Origin of the sequence: Sphingomonas sp. Leaf208 (assembly GCF_001421415.1) — a bacterium.
In the GTDB taxonomy this organism is placed as follows: domain Bacteria; phylum Pseudomonadota; class Alphaproteobacteria; order Sphingomonadales; family Sphingomonadaceae; genus Sphingomonas.
The window spans coordinates 340,879-364,869 of record NZ_LMKH01000012.1 but is presented as its reverse complement, the minus strand read 5'-3'; the positions used below and the strand labels follow the sequence as shown (position 1 = coordinate 364,869).

Genomic DNA, 23,991 nt, shown 5'->3' with positions numbered 1-23,991 from the left:
TGTATTGCCGTTATGCAACATTGCATCGGGGGGCAAGCATGCGGGTATTTCTGGGGATTGCGGCAGCGTTGTTGGTTAGTGCTCCCGTCGCGGCGCAATCGGTTGAGGTCGACATCCAAAAACTCGGTCAGCGTGCCGAGGCGTTCGTCCGGGTCCGCAACCAGTTCGATCAGGCGGCGATGATCGCGATGATGGCGCCAGAATACCAGGAAGTGTCGCCCGTCGGCGAGGTCGATTCCCGCGAACGCGTGATCGGGTTCTACGCAGCCGACAAGAAATCGGCGGCACCGCCGATGACGATCACCGAAACCGTCGCGCGGCTCGCCGGCACGATCGGCGTCGTCACGATGCGGATCGCCTACACCATGCCCGGCAAGGACGGTCAGATGCAGACGCGCGCGCTGCGGGCCGGCTTTGTCGCGCGACGGATCAAGGGCGACTGGCAGTTCGTGTCGTTGCAGTTCACCCCGATCCGCGGATGACGACCTACGCCGCCTCCGCCGGCAGCGTCGTCCAGCCCAGCCCTGGGATTGTGATCGAGCGTTTGCCGGCCAGATCGGTCCGGCACACGATCAGTTCGCGGCTTTCGATGTAGCCAATCAGGCGCTTCACACGGCCGATCGAACTCGTGCCATACGTCGCTGCGATGCGCGCGTCAGACGGGCAGGGCTCGCCTTCACGTGCCGCGCGCGCCACCAAAAGGAACGCGCCGAGCATGTCGTCGGGAAGACCGCTCGCCACGTCTAGTGCCGCCGTCCAAGCCTCGTCGGTCATGTCGAAGATGCCGGCGCGGGCGCAACTCAATCGACGCACGAAGCCGGGCAGCTCGAGCGGCGGCTTGGCGAGGCCGCCCATCCGGCAGCGCACCTGGAAATCCTGGAACAGCACCGATGGCGGCCGTAGCGTCGACTCCGGATCCTCCACGATCGCGCGGAAGACGTCGGCGTAAACCGCCTCGACCTCGTCGTCGGTCTTTTCGGGCGGCGGCGGTGCGGCGGTGCGCGGCTCGGGCGGGCGGGCAATGCCGTCGAGCAGTTCCTCCGCCGGCACGCGACGCGGGCGCGAATCGAACATCAGGCCGAGTTCGGGCGCGTCGACCACCGGCTCGGACAACAGGTCCTGCAGGTCCATCGGCGCGGCGCTGGGGAGGGGGGTGAGCTTGGGGCTGCCGCTGCGCGCGGAGGTCGCGACGTCGCCGATCTTCACGGTGATCGGCCGCCGCGACACTGCCGGCCCGAGCGCCATGAACGTGCCGCGCTGGAGATCGCGAATCGCTTCGGCCTGGCGTCGCTCCATGCCGAGCAGGTCGGCCGCGCGCGCCATGTCGATGTCGAGGAAGGTGCGCCCCATCAGGAAGTTCGACGCTTCCGCGGCGACGTTCTTCGCAAGCTTCGCCAGACGCTGCGTCGCGATCACCCCGGCGAGGCCGCGCTTACGGCCACGGCACATCAGGTTGGTCATCGCCGCCAGCGAGGCGCGGCGAACTTCCTCCGACACTTCGCCGCCGGTCACCGGCGCGAACATCTGTGCCTCGTCGACCACCACCAGCACTGGATACCAATGCTCGCGCGGCGCATCGAACAGCGCGGACAGGAACGACGCGGCACAGCGCATCTGCCCCTCGACCTCAAGTCCTTCGAGGCTCAGCACGGCGGATGTGCGGTGTTCGCGCAGGCGGGTGGCGATGCGCGAGATTTCGCGCTCGCTATAGTCGCCGGCCTCGATCACGACGTGACCATGGGGCCCCGCGAGCGTCACGAAATCGCCCTCCGGATCGATCACGATCTGCTGGACGTGCCCCGCCGATCGCTCGAGCAGGCGGCGCAGCAGATGCGATTTTCCCGATCCCGAATTGCCCTGCACCAACAGGCGGGTCGCGAGTAGTTCCTCCAGGTCGACGCCGACGGCAGTACCATTGCCGTCGGTGCCCATATTCACGCTAACCGTCATGCCGCGCGTTTGGCAGGTGCGGGCGTGTGGGAGCAAGGAGTCTTTGTCGCTTCCGTCGCAAGCCCGGCTTTGCGCGCTGGCATAATCCGCAATCCGGGCTAGGGCGCAAACCATGGCCACGAAACAATCCTTGCTCGCCGATCTCTCTCAGCGGTTGCTCGGCAAGGCGCCGGGCGACCTCGACGACGAGGAACGCCGCGTCCTTGCCGGGATCGAGGCGGGGACCACGGTCAGCCGCGACGCTGCCGACGTCTCGGACGAGCGATCCACGTTCGGCGAGCGACTGTCGGACCGGGTCGCGGCGATTGGCGGGTCATGGGGGTTCATCATCGCCTTCACCGCGGTGCTGATCGGCTGGATGCTGCTGAACTCGGACATCCTCGCGCATTTCGGGCGCGCGTTCGATCCGTATCCCTACATCTTCCTCAACCTGCTGCTGTCGACCGTCGCGGCGATCCAGGCGCCGGTGATCATGATGAGCCAGAACCGGCAATCGGCGAAGGATCGCCTCGCGGCCAGCCTCGACTACGAGACCAATCTCCGCGCCGAACTCGACATCCTGCGGGTGCATCACAAGATCGATCATCTGGTGCTGGCCCGGCTCGACGCGATCGAGGCGAAGATAAACGCCCTTGCGGGCTTGGGAACCGACGGTCTGGCGAAATCCGCGCCTGACGCCTAAGAGCGGGGCCATCAGCTAAAGAGGCACCGATGGCAGGCCATTCCAAATACAAGAATATCATGTACCGCAAGGGCGCGCAGGACAAGAAGCGCTCGTCGGCGTTCAGCAAGCTCAGCCGGGAAATCACGGTCGCGGCCAAGATGGGCCTGCCCGACGTCGACATGAACCCGCGCCTTCGCGCGGCGGTCAACGCGGCCAAGGCGGCATCGCTGCCCAAGGAGAACATCCAGCGCTCGATCGACAAGGCGAGCCGCGGCGATGCCGAGAATTATGAGGAAATCCGCTATGAGGGCTTCGGCCCAGGCGGCGTCTCGCTGATCATCGAGGCGCTGACCTACAACCGCAACCGCACCGCGACCAACGTGCGCGTCGCGGTCGGCAAGAACGGCGGCAACCTCGGCGCAGGCGGTTCGGTCAGTCACGCGTTCGACCGCGTCGGGCTGATCTCGTATCCGGCGAGTGCTGGCGATGCCGACACGGTGTTCGAAGCGGCGCTCGAGGCGGGCGCCGAGGACGTCACGTCGAGCGAAGACGGCCATGAGGTCTGGACCGCGCAGGGCGACCTGCACGAGGTGGCCAAGGCGTTGGAAGCCAAGCTTGGCGAGGCCGAAGGCGCCAAGCTCGCCTGGCGTCCGCAGGTCATGGTCGCGGTCGACGCGGACGATGCAGCGACGCTGTTCAAGCTGATCGATGCGCTCGACGAGGACGACGACGTGCAGACCGTCTGGGGCAATTACGAAATCTCCGACGAGATCATGGAGTCGCTCGGTTGAGATGAAGAAGGTTGGTTCACGCGGAGACGCGGAGACGCGGAGAGCTGTGCTTAGTGGCTACGTACTCCGCGTCAGCGGCCTCATTTATGCCGGGCAGCCCGGAGAACTGAAAGTCCCGCTAACGCGAGACGATCGCCAGGAACGCACCCTCTCCGCGTCTCCGCGCCTCCGCGCGAACCAACCTTCTCCTTCTACCTCCGCATGATCATCCTGGGACTAGACCCCGGCCTCGGCACCACAGGCTGGGGAGTTATCCGCGCCGACGGCAACCGCCTGAGCCATATCGCCAACGGCCAGATCAAGACCGATCCGTCGATGGCGCTCCCGCGTCGCCTCACCGCGCTCTACAACGCGCTGATCGACGTCATCCGCACCGAACGCCCCGACGGCGCCGCGGTGGAGGAAGTGCTCGGCAACACCAACGCGCAGTCGACGCTGAAGCTCGGGCAAGCGCGCGGCGTCGTCCTGCTCGCCGCGGCGGGCGCAGGGCTGCATATCGGCGAATACCACCCGTCGACCGTCAAGAAAGGCGTCGTCGGCACCGGCGGCGCGGACAAGAAACAGATCCAGGCGATGATGGCCGTGCTGCTGCCGGGCGCGAAACTCGCCGGACCCGACGCTGCCGATGCGCTGGCCGTCGCGATCACGCACGCGCATCACGTCGCAAGTGCCGCCGCCCTGGCGCGACGCAGCGGCGTAGGCGCCTGACCTCTCCGGCGATCCGACCAACGAGAGGAGACGCCGTCCCCGGCGTAGCATCCGAAGACGCGCGCCACGGCTAGCCGCGTCACAAATCTCAACCCTAGCCAATATCCGCTCGGACAAAACTTGGTTCATTTTGAATGGGATCTGCGCCTGAGCGCTATAATTACACCTCAATCAAGTTTTGATAGCCAAGCCTGCATTGCTGTGGCAGCGCCGCCCGTGATTTTTTAATTTAGATTAAAGGCGGCGCGATGCTTGTCGAACACGTACGAGGTGGAACGAACAGCAACAACGTTCCGGCCTCGGCGTTCGCGATGCCTGCGGGCATGACGATGCGGTACGACCTGCCCGATCCCGCGCTGTCCGAGTATTTGACGGGGTATGCGATCTACGCCTCGAACGACCGCGCGCCGATGCTCAACTGGTATCTGCCGGCACCGGCGATGATCTCCGTGCTGGTCGATGCCGGGCCGCTGACCGTGTCGGTCGGCAACCACCGCTTCGGCCCGCTCGATCGTGCAAGCTTCTATGGCCCGACCAGTCGCGCCTTCCGGACCGAGACGCGTGGCGGGATCGCGGTCGGCATCGGCCTCAGCGCGCTCGGCTGGTCGCGGCTCACCGCGCGGTCGGCGGGCGAATTCCACAATCGTGTCGTGCCGCTCAGTTCGGCGCTGGGATCGGATCTCTCCGCGCGGCTGGTCGAAGGGCTCGACGCGCTCGACGACGACACGATGATCAAGCCGTTGCTCGATGCGGTGTTCGCTGCGTTTTTCACTCGCCCGCATCCGCGCGAAGACCTGATCCGCGCGTTCACCGCGTTGACCGTCACCGACGGCGTGATCGAGATGAAGGACGTCGCCGACCGCCTCGACATCCCGACGCATGAACTGCGTCGCATGGCGACGCGCCATTTCGGCATGCCGCCAAAGCTGTTGCTGAGGCGCGCGCGGTTCCTGCGATCGTTCATCAGCCTGATCCGGACCGACGGTATGGCGGACTATTCGAAGATCGACAGCAGCTATTTCGACGCCTCGCATTTCCTCCGCGATGCCGGCACGTTCCTCGGCACGACCCCGCGCCGCTTCATCGCGTCCGACACCGTATTCCTGCGCGCCAGCCTGCGTGCCCGCGCGATGGTGATCGGCGCGCCGACCCAGGCGCTGCACGAAGCTGCGAAGGCCGTTGCGCCCGTCCAGAACCGTCCGACGGGCGAGCAGGATCGTCCGCAACCGAACGCCTGACCGGCGTGCGGGATGATCGAGCCGGAACGCCCGTATTTTGACGGGATGACGCCGCGCCGTCGATGTTCTACCGCCTGATCCAATGATCGTGCATCTCAAAGGACGGCTGGACTCGACCGGCATCGACCATGCCGTGATCGACGTCGGCGGCATCGGCTATCTGGTCGGCGCATCGGCGCGCACGCTGTCGGCGCTCGGGCCGATCGGCGAGGCCTGCACGGTGTTCACCGAGTTGCTTGTCGGCGAGGATTTCCAGCGGCTGGTCGGCTTCTCCAGCGCGGACGAGCGCGACTGGTTCCGGTTGCTGACGGGCGTGCAGGGGGTCGGCGCCCGCGTTGCGCTCGCGATCCTGTCGGCGCTGGAGCCGGTCGATCTCTCACGGGCGATCGCCAGCGGCGACAAGGCGATGGTCGCACGCGCGAACGGCGTCGGGCCGAAGCTCGCCCAGCGCATCGTGATGGAATTGAAGGACAAGGTCGGCGGCATTGCGCTTGGGCTCGGGCCGGCGGTGGTCAACGCCGCGCCGGGCGCGTCTGCGGATGCTGTGTCGGCGCTGCTCAATCTTGGGTTCCGCCCGAACGAGGCGAGCGTCGCGGTGGCGGCGGCGGACGAGGAACTCGGAGCGGGCGCTTCGCTCGATGCGCTCGTCCGGCTGGCGCTGCGCAAGGCGTCGAAGTCTTAGTTTCAGACTCGTTCAGTCCGCTCTTAACCCTCCGCTCGCTCCCACCTTCCGTTCGTGCTGAGCGAAGTCGAAGCACCTTCTCTTGGGGCACACCCTTCGACTTCGCTCAGGGCGAACGGGAAGGGGGCTTGGTTTCCCAAGGTCCCTGTCTCAGAGTGCGGTCGGCAGCGGTCGTCCGGCAAAATGCGCATCGAGGTTCGCAACCACCAACGCCCCCATCGCCGCCCGCCCGTCGACGGTCGCGCTACCCTGATGCGGTGACAGTACCACCCGATCCATCGCCTTTAGCGCGTCGGGAACCGCCGGTTCGTCGGCGAACACATCTAGCCCCGCCCCGGCGATCGTCCCGTCCTGGAGCGCCGCCACCAGCGCCGGTTCGTCCACCAGACTCCCCCGAGCTATGTTGACGAAAATACCGTCCTCGCCAAGCGCCGCGAGAACCCCCGCATCCACGATGTGCGACGTCGCCTCGCCACCAGGCGCGGCGATGATCAGCACGTCGCACGCCGCCGCGAGCGCGGCCATGTCACCATGAAACACCCCCGCGAAATCCGGTTTGGTGGATCGCGCGGTATAGTGAAGTTCACTCGCAAACGGCGCAGCGCGCTCGGCGATCGCCTTGCCGATCCGTCCCAGCCCGAAGATCCCGATCCGTCGCCCGCTCGCCCGGCGCGCGAGATCGACCTGCCACCCGCCGTCCCGCACCGCACGGTCGTTCGCGACGATCCGCCGCTGCACCGCCAGCATTAGCCCGATCGCGAGGTCCGCGACGTCGTCGGTCAGCACGTCGGGCGTCGTCGTCACCGCGATGCCGCGCGCTTTGGTCGCGGCAAGGTCGATCCCATCATAGCCGACGCCGTGGATCGCGATGATCTCCAGCGCGGGAAGGCCATCGAGCAGCGCCGCATCGACCACGCTGCTCCCGCCACCGACGATCGCGCGCGTCGTCGCCGGTGGATCCTTGCGGTGCAGCGTAAAGCGCTCGGCGAGCATCGCCTCCAGCGCGGGCGAGACTCCGCCCAGCAGATACAAATCGGGGTGCGAGGTGTCGTTGGTCATCCCACACCCATAGCCGCCTTGCCCCCTTCACCGCGAGCGCGCTATCGCGGCGTGTGACCGATACAGACCGCATCCTGACCGCCGCCAAGCGTCCCGAAGACGTCGACGCCGCGCTACGCCCGAAGACGCTCGACGAATTCGTCGGGCAGAAGGCCGCGCGCGAGAACCTGCGCATTTTCATCCAGGCGGCGAAATCGCGTGGCGATGCGCTCGATCACGTGCTGTTCTTCGGGCCGCCGGGGCTCGGCAAGACTACGCTCGCGCAGATCGTCGCACGCGAGATGGGGGTGGGCTTCCGCGCCACCTCGGGGCCGGTAATCGCCAAGTCGGGTGATCTCGCCGCTCTGTTGACCAATCTCGAGGACGGCGACGTGCTGTTCATCGACGAGATCCACCGCTTGCAGCCCGCGGTCGAGGAGGTGCTCTACCCGGCGATGGAGGACCGTGCGCTCGACCTGATGATCGGCGAGGGGCCTAGCGCGCGCAGCGTCCGCATCGACCTGCCGCGGTTTACGCTGATCGGCGCGACCACGCGGCAGGGGTTGCTGACGACGCCGCTACGCGATCGCTTCGGCATCCCGGTGCGGCTGCAATTCTACACGGTCGAGGAACTGGAGCGCGTCGTCACGCGAGCGGCGGGGTTGCTCGGGCTTGGCATCGCCAAGGACGGCGCAATGGAAATCGCGCGCCGGGCCCGGGGTACGCCGCGCATCGCCGGGCGATTGCTGCGAAGAGTGCGCGATTTTGCCAATGTCGCGGGGCACGAGACGGTCGACGCGCGGGCGGCGGACGCGGCGCTCAACCGGCTGGAAGTTGATTCGCTAGGACTCGACGCGATGGATCGGCGGTATCTGATGATGATCGCGGACATCTACCGCGGCGGCCCCGTCGGCGTGGAGACGCTGGCGGCAGGCCTCAGCGAACCGCGCGACACGATCGAGGAAGTGATCGAGCCGTACCTGATCCAGCTCGGCCTGATCGCGCGCACCGCTCGCGGTCGGTTCTTGAATGCAGGCGGCTGGAAGCATTTAGGCCTGAACCCACCAGCCGGAAGCCAGGACGGCCTGTTCGACGCCTGACTTCTCACCACTCCCTGGAAGGGAGGGGCAGGGGGTGGGTCGGCTTCCGCATACCGAGACCGTGGTGGCTCAAACGAGAACCCCTCCCTTCCAAGGAGGGGARAAGCCATAATCAACAAACACTTGTAAGAATCCCCACCGCCAGATCGATCGAACTTCACCCCAACACTGCTTTTGTTGCGTGGCACCCAAGCGTTTCATCTGATAGCCAACGCGAATGCCCCTTTCGGCCGCCGCCTCCGCCCGCGAAATCCTCACCAGCCTTCACGACGTGATGGCGTCGCGCACCTCCGCGCAAGCCAAGCTGAACGCCGTCGTCGGCATCATCGCCACCGCGATCGACAGCGAAGTCTGCTCGATCTACCTGTTGCGCGAAGGCGTGCTCGAACTGTTCGCGACCCGCGGCCTCGACCAGGCCGCCGTTCACGTCACCAAGCTCGCGCTCGGCGAAGGCCTCGTCGGCACCATTGCCGAGGATGTCGAAGTGCTCAACCTCGACGAAGCCGCCAGCCACCCCGATTTCGCCTACAAGCCCGAGACCGGCGAGGATCGCTTCCACAGTTTCGCCGGCGTGCCGATCATCCGCCGCGAACGCTCCGTGGGCGTCCTGGCCGTCCAGCACACCGACCGTCGCCGATATGCCGACGTCGAGATCGAGGCGTTGCAAACCGTCGCGATGGTGCTCTCCGAACTGATCGCCAACGCCGGCCTCATCGACACCACCGGTGGCGGCGCGGATCGGCCGCAGTCGACCGCGGCGATGCGCATCCCCGGCCAGAAGCTGGTCGACGGCATGGGCGCGGGCTTCGCGGTCTATCACCAGCCGCGTATCCATATCGAGCACACCGTCGCCGAAGACACCGACGCCGAGCGCCACCGCGTCTACGCGGCGTTCGACAAGATGCGCGAAGGCATCGACCGGATGACGCGCGAAGCCGAGTTCGGCGTCGGCGGCGAGCATGTCGAGGTGCTCCAGACCTACAAGATGTTCGCCTATGACGAGGGCTGGGCGCGGCGCATCAATGAAGCGATCGACTCCGGCCTCACCGCCGAAGCTGCGATCGAACGCGTCCAGCAACGCACCCGCCAGCGCATGCGCCAGATCGACGATCCGCTGCTCGCCGACCGGATGCACGATCTGGAGGATCTGTCGAACCGGCTACTGCGGATCGTCTCGGGCCAGATGGGTACTGCCGCGCAGATGGGTCTTCGCCAGGACACGATCCTGATCGCGCGCAACCTCGGCCCCGCCGAACTGCTCGAATACGACAAGCGTCGGCTGAAGGGCGTGATCCTTGAAGAAGGCTCGCTCACCGCGCACGTCACGATCGTCGCCCGCGCGATGGGCGTACCGGTGCTCGGCCGCGTCCGCGACATCCGCCGGTTGGTAGCAGAGGGCGACATGCTGTTGCTCGATAGCGCCGAGAGCAACGTCTTCGCGCGGCCCTCCGCGGCGATGGAGGAGGCGTTCGAGGCCCGCCTCGCGATGCGCCAGAAGCGCAAGGCGGCGTTCGCGGCGCTGCGCGACGTGCCGCCGATCACCAAGGATGGCCATCGGCTGACCCTGATGGTGAACGCAGGGCTGCGCGACGACGTCGCCGCGCTCGACGTCACTGGCGCCGACGGCATCGGCTTGTTCCGCACCGAGTTCCAGTTCCTCGTCTCCGCGACCTTGCCGCAGCGCGAACGCCAGCAGCGGCTCTACCGCGAGGTGCTCGACGCGGCGGGCGATCGCCCGGTGATCTTCCGCACCGTCGACATCGGTGGCGACAAGGCGCTGCCGTATCTTAACAAGGAAGATTCCGACGAGGAGAACCCGGCGATGGGCTGGCGCGCGCTGCGCCTCGGCCTCGAGCGCGACGGATTGATGAAGGTGCAGGCGCGGGCTCTTCTCGAAGCCGCCGCGGGTCGCACGCTCAACGTGATGTTCCCGATGGTCAGCGAGCCATGGGAATTCGACGAGGCGCGCGCGCTGTTCGAGGCACAGCGGACCTGGCTCGAAGGGCGCGGGCGGAAGATGCCGCTGGCGATCCGCTACGGTGCGATGCTCGAAGTGCCGGCGCTCGCCGAGATGCTCGACATCCTGCTGCCGAAGATCGAGTTCCTGTCGATCGGCACCAACGACCTCACGCAGTTCCTGTTCGCCGCCGATCGCGCCAACCCCAAGCTCGCCGAGCGCTACGACTGGCTCAGCCCGTCGATCCTCCGCTTCATCGCGCGGCTGGTCGCACCGGTCCGCGACGCCTCGGTCGACCTGGCGGTCTGTGGCGAGATGGGGGGGCGCCCGCTGGAGGCGATGGCGCTGATCGGGCTCGGCATTGAGAGGTTGTCGATCACCCCCGCCGCCGTCGGCCCGATCAAGGCGATGACGCGCTCGCTCGATCGCGCCGCGCTGACCGCATACATGACAGGGCTGCTGGCCAACCCGCCGCGCGACATGCGCGGTGCGCTGACCAATTGGGCGACCGAGAACGGCGTCGAAATCGTCTGATCGGCGGAAAGCTGCGGTTAAGACGCGCGGTGCGTTGACACGGCTGGGGCCCTCTGAAAGACGGGTGACATGGCGGGAAACGCTACGCACCCGTGTTCGGAGACAAGAATGGACGAGGTCGAAACCGGCCAGAACGCAGCACCCGCTCAACCAGAGCGTGCTGGCGACATTCTCCGCAAGGCGCGCCAGGCGCAGGGTCTGACCGTCGCGGATATCGCGACGCGTACCCGCGTGCCGCTGCGCCACCTCGAAGCGATCGAGGCGTCCGATTATTCGACGCTGCCGTCCTCGACCTACGCAGTCGGTTTCAGCCGCGCCTATGCGCGCGCGATGGGCATCGACGAGGTGCAGATCGCCAACATCGTCCGTAGCGACGTCGCGAAGCTCGGCAGCAAGAAGCCCGAATACGAACCCTACGAGATGACCGATCCGTCGCGTGTGCCTTCGCGCGGGCTGGCGATCGTCGCGCTGGGCATCGCGATCGCGGTGCTGGTGCTGGTCGGGCTGTGGTACGGCACCGACATGTTCCGCGGATCGAGCAATGGTTCGACCACGACGCCGATCGCCGAGACCGCGCCGAACCCCGCCGCGCAGACCGCGCAACCGGTCCCTGCGCCGGCCACGCCGGCCAACGGACAGGTCACGCTGACCGCCTCGGACGAGGTGTGGATGCGCGTCTACGATGCCGACAACAAGACGCTGTATCTCGGTACGATGAAGCCCGGCGAGAAGTTCGACGTGCCGAAGGATGCCAAGGATCCGAAGATCAACATCGGTCGCGCCGACAAGCTGGCGGTGACGCTCAACGGCGCCGCAGCCCCTGCGCTCGGCACGGGTGAACGCGCGATCAAGGACGTGTCTGTGGGGGCGCCGGCCATCGCCGCGCGGATCGCCGGCACGCCCGAGCCTCAGGCCACGCCGACCGCGACTGAAGCGACATCGACGCGGTCGTCCGAGCGACCACGCACCGCCAGCCGTCCCCGCACGCCCCGTCGTCCGTTGAGCGAAACGCAGCGCGCCAATCTGGATGCGGCCGCCAATCCTCCACCCGCCGCTACGGCAACGCCCAATCCGTGATGGCGGCGGACCGCCAAGGTCTAAGGCACCAGGGTCTTAAGGCTGGCGACAGGATGGGTAGTGCAGCTATACCCGGACGATTAACCAATCCACCGGGGGGTGTGGCCCATGCGTAAGTCAATTCTGGTCGGCGTCTGCCTCGCGGCGTTGTTGCCCGCTGCCGTACGGGCACAAAATGTCGAGGGCCGCGTCGGCAAGCTCGAAAGCGAAATGCGCGCGGTGCAGCGGAAGGTCTTCCCGGGCGGTGCGGGCCAGATGCTCCAGCCCGAAGTGCGTGCGCCGCAGAGCGAGCAGGGCCCGGGTCCAGGCTCGCCCGCGACCAGCGCGCTCGCCGACGTGAACCAGCGCGTCACGTCGCTCGAACAGCAGATGACCTCGCTCACCGAGCAGATCGAGCAGAACCAGAACCGCACCCGCCAGTTGCAGGACGCGTTCGACAATTACCGCCGCTCGAACGACGCGCGGATGAAGACGCTCGAGACCGGCCCTGCACCGATAGCGACGGGGGCGGGGACTGGTGGCCCGATCGAATCCGATGATCAGTCGAGTGGTCCATCACGCCCAACCACGCGCCCCGAAGCCGCGAGCAAGCCCGGCGCGGCGACACCGACCAAGGTCTCGGTCGAGAAGCCCTCGACCGGCGATCCGGCGGAGGACGAGTATATGTACGGCTACCGCCTGTGGGCGGCCAAGCAATACCCGCAGGCCGAGGCGCAACTGAAGAAGGTCGTCGCCGAATACCCAAAGAGCAAGCGCGCCAGCTACGCGCAGAACCTGCTCGGCCGGTCGTATCTCGACGAGGGTAAGCCGAGCCTCGCGTCGATGGCGTTCTACGACAATTACAAGAAGATGCCCGAAGGCGAGCGCGCGCCGGACAGCCTGCTGTATCTGGGGCAGGCTCTGACCAAGCTCAACAAGCCGGCGGACGCGTGCAAGGTGTATGACGAGTTGAACGACGTCTACGGCGCCAAGATGGCGGCGGCGATGAAGGGGCAGGTTGCCGCCGGGCGCAGCGCGGCGAAGTGCAAGTAAGGCATCGTCCAGTGTGCACGCGTACCTGCCTGTTCGTGACCTCACGTCGCACTTTACCGCCCCCCCGGCGGAGGCCGGGGCCCAATTGGCAAGGTCGTCGTAACGAAGGGCTACGCTTAGTCATCACTGTCCCCCAATTGGGCCCCGGCCTCCGCCGGGGGGGTGACCGCTCGACCGTCGGGACTGCCACCGCATGACCGAAGAAGGACGCCGCTTCGCCGCCGACTTCGCGCGCCTCGCAAGCGACATCACCAACCCGCTGTTCGCCGTCTCCGGCGGCCCCGACAGCATGGCGATGCTCACCCTCGCGCACGAAGCTCTCCGCCCCGGCTTCACGGTCGCCAGCATCGACCACCGCCTCCGCCCCGAAGCAGAGGAAGAGTCCGCCATGGTCGCCGCGCATTGCGCAACGCTCGGCATTCCCCACGCCACGCTCGCCCCCAGCGAACCGATCACCGGTGCCAGCATCCAGGCGCAGGCCCGCACCACGCGCTACGCCCTCCTCACCGACCACGCCCGCGCGATCGGGGCAGGTGCGCTCGTCACCGGCCACCACGCCGACGACCAGGCCGAGACCTTCCTCATGCGCGCCGCCCGCGGGTCGGGGTTAGCCGGCCTCGCCGGTGTCCGCGCCCGCACCGAAGTCCACGGCGTCACGGTTATCCGCCCCTTGCTCGACTGGCGCCGCGCCGAACTCCGCGCGATCGTCCGCCGTGCCGAAGTACCGTTCTTCGACGATCCCTCGAACCACGACGACCGCCACGATCGCACTCGCTTCCGTCGGTTGCTCGACCAGAACGAATGGCTCGGTACGCCCAACCTCGCGCGCGCCGCCGCCGCGCTTGCCGAGACGGACACCGACGTTCGCGCGATGGTCGACTGGATCTGGACCGAACGCGCCAAGGTCAGCGGCGGCGAGGTAAAGCTCGCGGTCGAGAAGCTGCCCCGCGAAATCCTCCGCCGCCTCGCGCGCCGGGCGATCGGCACGGTCCGCAAAGACGCCGGCATCGTCGCACCCGAATGGACCGAGGCGGCCAACATCGAAAGCCTGCTCGACTCGCTGATGACCGGCAAGCGCACCACTCAAGCCGGGATCATCGCCAGCGTTCGCGGCGACGTCTGGCGCTTCCGCGAGGCACCACCGCGCAGAACCGCTTAGCGCGCCCGTCCGTTCACACTGATCAACGCAAGTCGCGCGTTGTTCCATTGCCATTAACCTGCGCACGCTTATCTTGTGCGATGAAAGGTATCGTGCACCCATGAGCGACAACGACAACCGCGGTCAGAAGCCCCAGGGCCCCGGAAACGGCGGCCCCGAGAACGGCGGCGGCAATCCTTGGATGAGGAGCCTGTTGATCTGGGTCGGCATCCTGCTCGCGCTGGCGCTGTTCGTGACCATGTTCGACGGCCGCACCGCGGCGTCGGGTGGCAATACGATCGCGTATTCGGCGTTCCTCGACAAGGTCGATGAGGGCACCGTCAAGGACGTCAACATCTCGCGCGATATCATCTCGGGGACATTGTCCTCGGGCGAGAAGTTCAAGTCGTATCCCATCCCAGACTCGACGCTCGTGCCGAAGCTGCGCGAGAAGGGCGTCTCGATTAGCGCGAAGCCCGAAGAGGGCCCGTCGATGCTGGCGCTGCTGCTGTACCAGTCGCTGCCGTTCCTGCTGTTCCTCGGCATCGCGTTCTTCGTGTTGAAGCAGATGCAGAAGAACTCGGGTTCCGGCGCGATGGGCTTCGGCAAGTCGCGCGCCAAGATGCTGACGCAGAAGGAAGGCAAGGTCACCTTCCAGGATGTCGCCGGCATCGACGAGGCTCGCGAAGAGCTGGAAGAGATCGTCGAGTTCCTCAAGGACCCGACCAAGTTCGCGCGCCTCGGCGGCAAGATCCCCAAGGGCGCCTTGCTGGTCGGCTCGCCCGGTACCGGCAAGACGTTGCTCGCCCGCGCCATCGCAGGTGAGGCCGGCGTGCCGTTCTTCACCATCTCGGGTTCGGATTTCGTCGAAATGTTCGTCGGCGTCGGCGCGAGCCGTGTCCGCGACATGTTCGAGCAGGCGAAGAAGTCCGCACCGTGCATCGTCTTCATCGACGAAATCGATGCGGTCGGTCGTCATCGTGGCGCCGGTCTCGGCAACGGCAATGACGAGCGCGAGCAGACGCTGAACCAGCTGCTGGTCGAAATGGACGGCTTCGAGGCGAACGAAGGCATCATCATCATCGCCGCGACCAACCGTCCCGACGTGCTCGATCCTGCGCTGTTGCGTCCGGGCCGGTTCGATCGCCAGGTCACCGTGCCGCGGCCGGATATCGAGGGTCGCATCAAGATCCTCGAAGTGCACATGAAGAAGGTGCCGCTCGCGCCCGACGTCGACGCGCGAGTCATCGCCCGTGGCACGCCTGGGTTCTCGGGTGCCGATCTCGCCAACCTCGTCAACGAGGCGGCGCTTCACGCGGCGCGCAAGGGCAAGCGCCTGGTGGCGATGGCCGAGTTCGAAGAGGCTAAGGACAAGGTCATGATGGGCGCAGAGCGTCGCAGCATGGTCATGACCGACGACGAGAAGCGGATGACCGCGTATCACGAGGCCGGCCATGCCGTCGTCGCGATGCACGAGGCTGCGTCGGATCCGATCCATAAGGCGACGATCATCCCGCGCGGTCGTGCGCTGGGCATGGTGATGCGCCTGCCGGAGCGCGACTCGTACAGCTATCATCGCGACAAGATGTACGCGAACCTCGCGGTCTCGATGGGCGGCCGCGTCGCCGAGGAAGTCATCTTCGGCTACGACAAGGTTTCGAGCGGCGCCTCGGGCGACATCCAGTACGCCACGGGTCTGGCACGCGACATGGTCACGCGCTGGGGCATGTCGGACAAGGTCGGCCCGCTCGAATACGGCGAGCCAGAGGGCGAGTCGTTCCTGGGTTACTCGTCGAGCCGTCCATCGCGCATGTCGAACCAGACTGCACAGTTGATCGACGACGAGATCAAGCGGATCGTCGAAGGTGGTCTCGACCGCGCCAAGCAGGTGCTGAGCGATCACGTCGACCAGCTTCACACCGTGGCCGGCGCGCTGCTCGAATTCGAGACGCTGACCGGTGACGAAATCAAGAAGCTGATCGCCGGCGAGAACCTCGATCGTCCGGATCCGGGTGCAAAGGCGTCGACCGTCCCGCGTGCGGGAACGTCAATCCCGAAGACACGGCGTCCGTCTGGTCCGTTCGGTACGCCAACACCTTTGGGGGCGTGATCCGGTTCACCGGACAGTCACCTAAGTAGCTCTATGGGCGGTCTTTTCTCGGAAAGGCCGCCCATGTCGTATTCGCGTTCCAAGGCTGTCGTCGCAGCATTGCTCATGGTCGGCGCAGCAATGCCGGCAAGCGCGGCGATGACCGTCGGCACCTTCCTGGCCCGCGCCAACGCGTTGCGTGACCAGGGCCCGATGGCGCTCATGTCACCCGACCTTCCCGCGCTGAAGGCCGAAGCCAAGGCGGCGACCAATCAGTTGAAGGCAGAACGCGCCGCCCGCGCCGCCGCCGGCAAGCCACCGATCGCCTGCGTTCCGGAAGGCGAGTCCGTCGGCATCATGGACATGCTCGACGGCCTCAACGAACTCCCCGCCAGCTACCAGAAGCGCCCCCTCAAGGACGGCTACGCCCGCGTCCTGGCGAACCTCTACCCCTGCCGCTGAGGTGTCTGGGGGAGGTTGAGGAGGTCTTCTTTCATCCGTTCGCCCTGAGCGAAGTCGAAGGGCATGCCCCGCACGCAGGTGCTTCGACGTCGCTCAGCACGAACGGGGGTTGGCAAAACCCGCCTGATAACGTTCAGTCCGTCAGCCCATGCAGTAACAGCAGCACGATAAACGCCAGCAATACCGTGAATGCGAACGTCAACAGCGCCACCGTTCGCCAAGCCGCCGACCACTTCCGCAACTGATAAGCGCCCCGAAGCTGCGTGAACATATGGACTGGCGGCACGCACATCGCGGCCATCACGATCCAGCCCTCCGCGACGCCGATCACGCCCGCGATGATCAACACGATCGTCAGCAGCATCATGAACGCGAGCGAATAGGTCACGAAGATCGCGTGGTCGTAGAGGTGATGTTGGCGCCGCCAGAGGAAAAGAAGCGCCATGAACGGCACGGATAACGGAATCAGGCCCCAGCTGTATTTATACGCGCTGGTCTGCAGCTTGTAGAACATCAGGCCCGGATTGCCGTTCGCCTTGGCGATCCCGTGGTCGAGCCGCTCCCAGCCGGTCTTGAAATCGCCCAGGTCAACCAGCGTACCGTTGGCGCCGCCATTTTGCATATCAGCCGCGACCCCGAGCGCACGAACAGTGGTACGCAGCGCGCTCGCCTGACGATCGAGCGTGGCAAGCTGTTCCCCCGAATATTTAGCGGGCGCACGCTTCGCAACCTCCTGCTGCGCCTCGACTTTGTTCAGCGCGAGGCGAGCCCTGGCGGCCTCGTGTGCATAGTCGGATGTCTTGCCGGTCCGCTCGTCCCGGATAAAGTCCTTCGTCATTTCGCCCCCGACCGCGCCGATCGTCGCGAACATCAGGAAGACGGTGAACAGGAACAAAGCGAGCGGCGACACGAACCGCGCCCGCTCGCCATTGACGTACCGCCGCGTGAGCGCACCCGGATGCAGCACCAGCAGCGGCAAGGTCCGCCATATCTTGCCTTCGAAATGGAAAACCCCGTGCGCGATATCATGCCCGATTCCGCCGAGCGAGCGATGGACATGCGCCGATTGACCACACGCGTGGCAGTGCTCGCCTAGTAACCGCGTCCCACAATTCAGGCACAGCGCACCGGCCGGCCCATGGCCCGTATGCGTGCCATGGGCTTCGCCCGCGCTCGGTTCGAACGCGCGCCCGACGATTGTACCCGCGGCGACATCCGCCGCTGCCCCGATATCCCCAGTCATGCGTCCCCCTGCAATATCGCCAGCGTAACGAGTTCGCGACGTTGGCGCGAGGGGCTTCGCATGGTACCGCGTTGACCATGGCCGACGCAGAAAATCCGACCGAAATGATCGCCGAAATGGGCGCGCGCGCGCGCTCTGCCGCGCTGGTTCTAGCAGCGATGCCGTCGGCGCTTAAAGCTGCGGCGCTTGCATTGGCGGCGGAGTCGATCCGGGCGGCATCTGATGAGATCGTTGCGGCGAACGTTGAGGACATGACGCGCGCGAGCGAGGCAGGTCTGTCGGGTGCGCTGCTCGATCGGTTGCGGCTTGATGAAGCGCGTGTCGCGGCGATGGCTGACGGCGTCGCGGCCGTGGCAGCGCTGGCCGATCCGGTCGGGCAGGTAATCGACTCTAGCGAGCGTCCGAACGGCCTCAAACTCTCCAGGGTCCGCGTGCCGATCGGCGTGATCGGCATCATCTACGAGAGTCGTCCCAACGTCACTGCCGACGCCGCCGCGCTCTGCGTGATGGCCGGCAACACAGCGATCCTGCGCGGCGGATCTGAAGCTGTGAAGAGCAATCGCGCGATCCACGCGGCACTGGTCGCGGGGCTGAAGGCGGGCGGGGTGCCCGTTGGCGCGGTCCAACTCGTGCCGACCACCGATCGCGCAGCAGTCGGCGCGATGCTGAAGGCGGACGGGGTGATCGACCTGATCATCCCCCGTGGCGGCAAGAGCCTCGTCGCGCGCGTCCAGGCCGAGGCGCGTGTGCCGGTGCTCGCGCATCTCGATGGCATCAATCACGTCTTCTTGCACGCCTCAGCCGATCCCACGATGGCCGAGGCCGTCGTCGTCGACGCGAAGATGCGCCGCACCGGTGTCTGCGGTTCGATGGAGACGCTCCTGATCGACCGGGATTATGCCAACGCACCCGCCTTGATTCGACGTCTTGCAGCGATGGGCTGCGAGGTCCGCGGCGACGCAAGCGCGCGCGCCCTCGTTCCCGAGATCGCAGCCGCCAATGCCGCCGACTGGGACACCGAATATCTCGACGCGATCGCTTCGGTCGCGATCGTCGACGGCATTGACGCGGCGGTTGCGCATATCGCCCGCCACGGCTCGCATCACACCGATGCGATCGTCGCGGAGGATGCGACCGTCGCCGAGCGCTTCCTCGCCGCGGTCGACAGCGCAATCGTCCTCTGGAACGCCTCCACCCAGTTCGCCGACGGTGGCGAGTTCGGCCTCGGCGCTGAGATCGGCATCGCCACCGGCCGCCTTCACGCTCGCGGCCCGGTCGCGCTCGAAGGCCTCACCACCTACAAATGGATCGGCCGCGGCACCGGGCAGGTGCGCGGTTGATGTGGTTGCGTCGAAGGAGTAGCGTTTCGTCATGAGCGCTTCCCTGCGAATTACGGCGGAACTCGATACCGACACGATGGCGATCGTCGACAGCTTGGCTGCGTCGAAGGGTATCACGGGTGCGGAGTTCGCGGCCGAGGCGATCAGGCGGGTCGCCGAAGGCGAAGCGGACTACCACGCTTTCATTCAGGTCGGCATCGATGCCGCGGATCGGGGCGATGTCGTGCCGCACGAGGTGGTAATGGCGGAACTCGATCAGATGATCGAGCGCCACAAATCACGATGCGGATAGACTGGACGACGCCTGCGCTAGACGATTTGCGGGGTATCGATGACTGGCTGACTGCCGAAGCCGATCCCGAGTGGGCGCTGCGGATATTGGTCGCCATCCGGTTCAGGTCCAGGTTTCTCGAGAATTTTCCGCGAGGGGGACGCCTACATCGCGACGGCTACCGTATCCTGCGAGTGTTCAATACGCCCTATATCATTCGACATCGCATAGTCGGCAATGTAGTGCAGGTCGTTCGGGTTCATCATGAACGTGAGAATTGGTTCATCGAGCCTTGACCCACGTCGGAATCCTCGGCGGGTCGTTCAATCCCGCCCACCGTGGCCACCGCGGTATCACGCTTGCGGCGATCGACGCGCTCGCGCTCGACGAGGCGTGGTGGCTGGTATCCCCCGGCAACCCGCTCAAGGACGCCGCCAACGACATGGCGCCGCTCCCCGCACGCCTCGCATCCGCGCGCGTGATGGCGCGCCGCGCACCCATCCGCGCGACCGATATCGAGGCCCGGCTCCACACCCGCTACACGCTCGACACGATCCGCAAGCTCAAGCGGCGCTACCCGAAAATCCGTTTCATCTGGCTGATGGGCGCGGACAATCTCGCCGACTTCCACCGCTGGAAGAACTGGCGCCAGATCACCCGCGAGGTTCCGATTGCGGTAATCGCGCGTCCGGGATATGACGGGCGCGCCCTCGCGGCCCCCGCGATGGGTTGGCTGCGGCGCTTCCAACGGCGCACAGACCATGCGAAGAGCTGGACGACGTGGAGATTGCCGGCCCTCGTGCTGTTGCGCTTCCGACCCGACCCGACCTCCGCAACCGGCCTGCGCGCCGTGAATCCAGACTGGTTCCGGCACGTTGCTGGGCCGCCCGACCGTTCCGGCACGTTGCCGGATTGATACCCTTACCCAGGAGCTGACTTGGCCACTTCCCCTACTGCCCCTCGCGCGACCGACCCCGAAGAGGTTGAGGCGCTGCATCGCCTGATCCTCGCGTCGCTCGACGACGACCAGGCGGTCGAGACCATCTCGATCCCGCTCGCGGGCAAGACCAGCATCGCCGATTACATGGTGATCGCCAGCGGTCGTTCGACCCGCCAGGTCGCCTCGATGGCGCAGAAGCTGGCCGAGCGGATCAAGGCCGAGTTCAAGCGTCCGGTGAAGATCGAAGGCCTGCCGACCGCCGACTGGGTGCTGATCGACGCGACCGACGTCATCGTCCACCTGTTCCGCCCCGAAGTCCGCAGCTTCTACAATCTGGAGCGGATGTGGGCATTCGGCGACGCACCGGCGCCACCGCCCGTGCCGACCTTCACCGACGAAGACTAAACCGACCTAGAGGCGGCGGTGCTGCTCCACATCGTCGCCCGCGGTCGGATCGGGCGCTCGCCCGAGGCCGAGCTCGTCGACCGCTATCTCAAGCGGATCGTCTGGCCGACCAAGGTCAGCGAGCTCCCCGACACCGGCGGCAAGATCCCGCTCGTCGGCGAGCAGACCAAGCGCATTCTCCTCGATGAGAAGGGTGAGACGCTGTCCTCGACGCAGTTCGCGCAAAAGCTCGAGCGATGGCGCGACGACGGCGTGCGGGAGGCGCGGTTCATGATCGGCGCCGCCGACGGCTTCGACGACGCGGCGCGCGACGAGGCCGACCTGCTGTTCTCGTTCGGCCGCGCGACCTGGCCGCATCTGCTCGCTCGCGCGATGCTCGCCGAACAGCTTTTCCGTGCCACCAGCATCCTTGCCAACCACCCCTATCACCGCGAAGGGTGATGCATGAGGATGGGGAGGGGCCTCGTCGTCGCGGCGTTGCTCGCGGTGGCGGGCGGCGTGACTGCGCAGACCAACGACACCGCTGAGGTCGCGAGCGAGCAGGTGCGTCTGGTCGCGGCAAAGCGCGATGCCGCAATCGCCGCGCGCAGTGCCGCTAAACTGACCGCAGCGGCTAACCAGGAGCGCAACGCCGCCGACAAGGCGCGGCGTGAAGAACAGGCTTTAGCTGCTCGCGTAACGGCCGCCGAAGCGAACCTCGCCACTGCTAGTGCCCGCGTAACGCTGGTCGAGCGCCTGCTGTCCGATCAACGCGCCAAGCTTGGCCGCGCGCAAGCCCCCGTCGCCCGGCTCCTTGCAGCGTTGGAATCCCTCGCCCGTCGCCCGACGATCGTCGCCGTCGCGCAGCCGGGATCGGTCGACGACCTCGTCCACGTCCGCGCAGTCCTAGGCAGCGCGCTTCCCGTCGTCCGCCACCGTACCGAAGCCGTCCGCATCGAACTCGCCGAAACACGTCGCCTGCAAGCCAGCGCCACGCTCGCCGCCAAGGCGCTTTCCGACGGCCGCGCACGCCTGGAGAGCGACCGCATCGCGCTGGCCACCCTCGAAGCGCGCCATCGCCAGCGCAGCCAATCGCTTGGCCGCGGTGCGCTCAGCGAGTCAGACCGCGCGTTGGCACTCGGCGAACGGGCGCGCGATCTCGTCGACGGCATGGCTGCCACGACGAACGCCAAGGCGACCGCGGCCAGTTTGATTGGGCTTGCCGGTCCGATTCCTCGCCCGATCACGCTGGGCACCACGCCGCCGCCGCCCCCTAGCGGCGTGTACCGCACACCGGTAGCGGGCAAGCTCGTCACCGGCTTCGACGAGGTCTCGGACTCGGGCGTCCGATCGCGCGGTCTCACCTTCGCCACCGCCCCTCTCGCGCGCGTCGTAGCACCCGCCGCCGGCACGGTCCGCTACGCCCGTCGTTTCCGTGACTACGGCACGATCGTTATTATCGACCACGCCGACGGTTGGACCACCCTGGTCACCGGCCTTGCCTCAACGATCGCAAAACCCGGCAACCGCGTCACGATGGGCACAACGATCGGCACCGCTCCCAGCGAAGACCCCCGCATCACCGTCGAACTTCGCCGCCGCGGGCGGCCGGTCGACGTCGCCGCGTTGATAGGATCGCGCTGATCGGCCAACCCGACAGGCGCCTGGTTTCAATCCTCCCCCGCCAGGGGGAGGTGGCCGGCGCTTGCCGGACGGAGGGGGAGGAAGAGGCAACCGCTGTTCCGTGTCCTCCCCCTCCGTCACCTTCGGCGCCACCTCCCCCTTGCGGGGGAGGATCGATCCAATACGCGATCGTTAACGACCAAGCCCCCCAGTCAGCCGCCATTAACCCCGGCCCCGCTTTGCTCCGCGCGTTGCCGCCAGCGTTCCGCTACGCTACGCCATCACGACCGTACGACACGTCTTTTCTCAGGTTGCAGGACCATCGATGCCTCGTCCTATACTGCGTACCCCGTTGCTTGCCGCGACCGCCATCGTCGGCGCGCTGACGCTGATCCCATTGGCCACCTCCGCGATGGCGGCAGTCGACACCGACACCTACCGCGAGTTCGACCAGTTCCTCGACGTGTTCAACCGCGTGAAGGCGGAATATGTCGACAAGGTCGATGACAAGACGCTGATCAAGGGTGCGATCCAGGGCATGCTCGCCAGCCTCGATCCCCACAGCTCGTATGTCGACGCGCTCGACTATGAGAACCTCCGGATCATGACCGAAGGCAATTACGGTGGCCTCGGCCTGACCGTCCAGATGGAAGACGGCGCGATCAAGGTCGTCGCCCCGCAGGAAGACTCGCCCGCCGCCCGCGCGGGTGTAAAGTCCGGCGACTACATCACGCATATCGACGGCAAGCTGATCTACGGCGATTCGCTCGACGAGGCGGTCGGCAAGATGCGCGGCAAGCCCGGCAGCAAGATCACGCTCGGCCTCGTCCGTCCCGGCCGCGACAAGCCGCTCGACGTCACGATGATGCGCGAGATCATCGTCCAGAAGCCGGTGAAGTGGGAAGTCCGCGGCGACGTCGGCTATATCAACATCAACACCTTCAGCGAGAACACCGGCGCCGATACCCGCGCAGCGATCATGGCGATCGACAAGTCGCTCGGGCATCGTCCGCTCGGCTATGTCGTCGATCTCCGCGAGAATGGCGGCGGCTTGCTCACCCAGGCGATCGAGGTAAGCGACGCATTCCTCGACCACGGCGAGATCGTCTCGCAGCGTGGCCGCGAGAAGACCGATATCGAGCGTTATTACGCCAAGCCCGGCGACGACGCGCACGGCCTGCCGGTCGTCGTCCTCACCGATCCCGGCACCGCCTCCGCCTCCGAGATCGTCGCCGGTGCGCTCCAGGATCACCACCGCGCGCTGATCATGGGCGAGCGCAGCTTCGGCAAGGGCTCGGTCCAGACCGTGCTCCAGCTCGGCCCCGAGACGGCACTGCGGCTGACCACCGCGCGCTACTTCACGCCGTCCGGCCGCTCGGTGCAGGAGGGCGGGATCGAACCCGACATCAAGGTGCCGCAGCTCACCGATCCCGACTACAAGTCGCGCCCGGTGTTCCGCGAGGCCGATCTGCGCAAGCATCTGATCAACGAGGTGAAGGCCGACAACGCGGTGCTCGAGGAGGATACCAAGACGGACCCCCGTTTCTCGCAGACGCCTGATCAGCTGAAGAAGCAGGGCATCGACGACTTCCAGCTCTACTATGCGCTGAAGACGGTCGCGCGCCTCGGCGGGGCAACGCAGGTCGCCGCCGCGACCAAGCCGCGCCCGATCAAGCCCGATCCCACGGATACCACCAAGGCGCCCGCCAAGTGAGTGTGCGTCGCGGGTT

At 66.4% G+C, this 23,991-nt stretch carries 24 protein-coding genes; 21 read left to right on the top strand and 3 right to left on the bottom strand.

Annotated features, from left to right (window positions below; genetic code table 11):
- The first annotated feature begins 38 nt into the window (after positions 1-38).
- Positions 39-482, top strand: coding sequence for a nuclear transport factor 2 family protein (locus tag ASE69_RS07770; protein ID WP_056484906.1), 444 nt, complete (start codon positions 39-41; stop codon positions 480-482).
- A gap of 4 nt (positions 483-486) precedes the next feature.
- On the opposite strand, the gene ASE69_RS07765 is transcribed toward ASE69_RS07770, so the two are convergent.
- A complete protein-coding gene (locus ASE69_RS07765) occupies positions 487-1,950 on the bottom strand; it encodes an ATP-binding protein (RefSeq protein ID WP_056484904.1) in 1,464 nt (487 codons plus the stop codon).
- Positions 1,951-2,062: 112 nt separating this feature from the next.
- Here ASE69_RS07765 and ASE69_RS07760 point away from each other — a divergent pair, with 112 nt between their 5' ends.
- The 5 genes from ASE69_RS07760 to ruvA all read left to right on the top strand — a co-directional run bounded on the left by ASE69_RS07760 (position 2,063) and on the right by ruvA (position 6,033).
- On the top strand, positions 2,063-2,632 hold the full coding sequence (locus ASE69_RS07760) for a DUF1003 domain-containing protein (RefSeq protein WP_056484902.1): 570 nt from the start codon (positions 2,063-2,065) through the stop codon (positions 2,630-2,632).
- 29 nt (positions 2,633-2,661) lie between these two features.
- Entirely contained in the window at positions 2,662-3,405 is a 744-nt protein-coding gene (locus ASE69_RS07755; protein WP_056484900.1) for a YebC/PmpR family DNA-binding transcriptional regulator, read from the top strand.
- A gap of 201 nt (positions 3,406-3,606) precedes the next feature.
- The gene (ruvC, locus tag ASE69_RS07750) at positions 3,607-4,113 is read left to right on the top strand and encodes a crossover junction endodeoxyribonuclease RuvC (RefSeq protein WP_056484899.1); all 507 of its coding nucleotides are present in this window, start codon (positions 3,607-3,609) and stop codon (positions 4,111-4,113) included.
- A gap of 248 nt (positions 4,114-4,361) precedes the next feature.
- Positions 4,362-5,351, top strand: a complete 990-nt coding sequence (locus ASE69_RS07745; protein WP_056484897.1) for a hypothetical protein — start codon at positions 4,362-4,364, stop codon at positions 5,349-5,351.
- 82 nt (positions 5,352-5,433) lie between these two features.
- On the top strand, positions 5,434-6,033 hold the full coding sequence (ruvA, locus tag ASE69_RS07740; protein WP_056484895.1) for a Holliday junction branch migration protein RuvA: 600 nt from the start codon (positions 5,434-5,436) through the stop codon (positions 6,031-6,033).
- Positions 6,034-6,183: 150 nt separating this feature from the next.
- Here ruvA and ASE69_RS07735 read toward each other — a convergent pair whose 3' ends face one another.
- Complete coding sequence (locus ASE69_RS07735; protein ID WP_056484893.1) at positions 6,184-7,092, bottom strand: 2-hydroxyacid dehydrogenase; 909 nt, start codon at positions 7,090-7,092, stop codon at positions 6,184-6,186.
- 53 nt (positions 7,093-7,145) lie between these two features.
- On the opposite strand from ASE69_RS07735, the gene ruvB reads away from it, so the two are divergent.
- The 7 genes from ruvB to ASE69_RS07700 all read left to right on the top strand — a co-directional run bounded on the left by ruvB (position 7,146) and on the right by ASE69_RS07700 (position 16,460).
- Positions 7,146-8,171 (top strand): Holliday junction branch migration DNA helicase RuvB, encoded by a 1,026-nt coding sequence (gene ruvB, locus ASE69_RS07730; RefSeq protein WP_056061260.1) that lies wholly within the window; start codon positions 7,146-7,148, stop codon positions 8,169-8,171.
- 217 nt (positions 8,172-8,388) lie between these two features.
- Positions 8,389-10,662, top strand: coding sequence for a phosphoenolpyruvate--protein phosphotransferase (gene ptsP / locus ASE69_RS07725; RefSeq protein WP_056484892.1), 2,274 nt, complete (start codon positions 8,389-8,391; stop codon positions 10,660-10,662).
- A 108-nt stretch (positions 10,663-10,770) separates the two neighbouring features.
- Positions 10,771-11,739, top strand: a complete 969-nt coding sequence (locus tag ASE69_RS07720) for a helix-turn-helix domain-containing protein (RefSeq protein ID WP_056484890.1) — start codon at positions 10,771-10,773, stop codon at positions 11,737-11,739.
- A 108-nt stretch (positions 11,740-11,847) separates the two neighbouring features.
- Positions 11,848-12,771 carry a tetratricopeptide repeat protein gene (locus ASE69_RS07715; protein WP_056484888.1) on the top strand — a complete coding sequence of 308 codons (924 nt, stop codon included), beginning with the start codon at positions 11,848-11,850 and terminating at the stop codon, positions 12,769-12,771.
- A 193-nt stretch (positions 12,772-12,964) separates the two neighbouring features.
- A complete protein-coding gene (gene tilS / locus ASE69_RS07710; protein WP_056484886.1) occupies positions 12,965-13,930 on the top strand; it encodes a tRNA lysidine(34) synthetase TilS in 966 nt (321 codons plus the stop codon).
- Between the two features lie 100 nt (positions 13,931-14,030).
- Positions 14,031-16,019: an ATP-dependent zinc metalloprotease FtsH gene (ftsH, locus tag ASE69_RS07705; RefSeq protein WP_056484884.1), complete on the top strand. Its 1,989-nt coding sequence runs from the start codon at positions 14,031-14,033 to the stop codon at positions 16,017-16,019.
- Positions 16,020-16,082: 63 nt separating this feature from the next.
- Entirely contained in the window at positions 16,083-16,460 is a 378-nt protein-coding gene (locus ASE69_RS07700; protein WP_235518258.1) for a hypothetical protein, read from the top strand.
- 133 nt (positions 16,461-16,593) lie between these two features.
- On the opposite strand, the gene ASE69_RS07695 is transcribed toward ASE69_RS07700, so the two are convergent.
- The gene (locus ASE69_RS07695; protein WP_056484882.1) at positions 16,594-17,703 is read right to left on the bottom strand and encodes a DUF3667 domain-containing protein; all 1,110 of its coding nucleotides are present in this window, start codon (positions 17,701-17,703) and stop codon (positions 16,594-16,596) included.
- Positions 17,704-17,780: 77 nt separating this feature from the next.
- Here ASE69_RS07695 and ASE69_RS07690 point away from each other — a divergent pair, with 77 nt between their 5' ends.
- The 8 genes from ASE69_RS07690 (at position 17,781) to ASE69_RS07655 (ending at position 23,975) form a co-directional block, all read left to right on the top strand.
- Complete coding sequence (locus tag ASE69_RS07690; protein ID WP_056484880.1) at positions 17,781-19,043, top strand: glutamate-5-semialdehyde dehydrogenase; 1,263 nt, start codon at positions 17,781-17,783, stop codon at positions 19,041-19,043.
- A gap of 31 nt (positions 19,044-19,074) precedes the next feature.
- Entirely contained in the window at positions 19,075-19,335 is a 261-nt protein-coding gene (locus ASE69_RS07685) for a CopG family ribbon-helix-helix protein (protein ID WP_200924140.1), read from the top strand.
- Positions 19,326-19,610, top strand: coding sequence for a type II toxin-antitoxin system RelE/ParE family toxin (locus tag ASE69_RS23410; RefSeq protein ID WP_056484878.1), 285 nt, complete (start codon positions 19,326-19,328; stop codon positions 19,608-19,610). The genes ASE69_RS07685 and ASE69_RS23410 overlap by 10 nt, the downstream gene beginning before the upstream one ends.
- A complete protein-coding gene (locus ASE69_RS07675) occupies positions 19,607-20,230 on the top strand; it encodes a nicotinate-nucleotide adenylyltransferase (RefSeq protein ID WP_056484877.1) in 624 nt (207 codons plus the stop codon). The genes ASE69_RS23410 and ASE69_RS07675 overlap by 4 nt, the downstream gene beginning before the upstream one ends.
- A gap of 21 nt (positions 20,231-20,251) precedes the next feature.
- The gene (gene rsfS / locus ASE69_RS07670) at positions 20,252-20,659 is read left to right on the top strand and encodes a ribosome silencing factor (RefSeq protein ID WP_056061225.1); all 408 of its coding nucleotides are present in this window, start codon (positions 20,252-20,254) and stop codon (positions 20,657-20,659) included.
- An 18-nt stretch (positions 20,660-20,677) separates the two neighbouring features.
- Complete coding sequence (locus tag ASE69_RS07665; protein ID WP_056061222.1) at positions 20,678-21,100, top strand: 23S rRNA (pseudouridine(1915)-N(3))-methyltransferase RlmH; 423 nt, start codon at positions 20,678-20,680, stop codon at positions 21,098-21,100.
- A 3-nt stretch (positions 21,101-21,103) separates the two neighbouring features.
- Positions 21,104-22,282 (top strand): murein hydrolase activator EnvC family protein, encoded by a 1,179-nt coding sequence (locus ASE69_RS07660; protein ID WP_235518254.1) that lies wholly within the window; start codon positions 21,104-21,106, stop codon positions 22,280-22,282.
- A gap of 304 nt (positions 22,283-22,586) precedes the next feature.
- A complete protein-coding gene (locus ASE69_RS07655) occupies positions 22,587-23,975 on the top strand; it encodes a S41 family peptidase (protein ID WP_056484873.1) in 1,389 nt (462 codons plus the stop codon).
- Positions 23,976-23,991 lie beyond the last annotated feature (16 nt).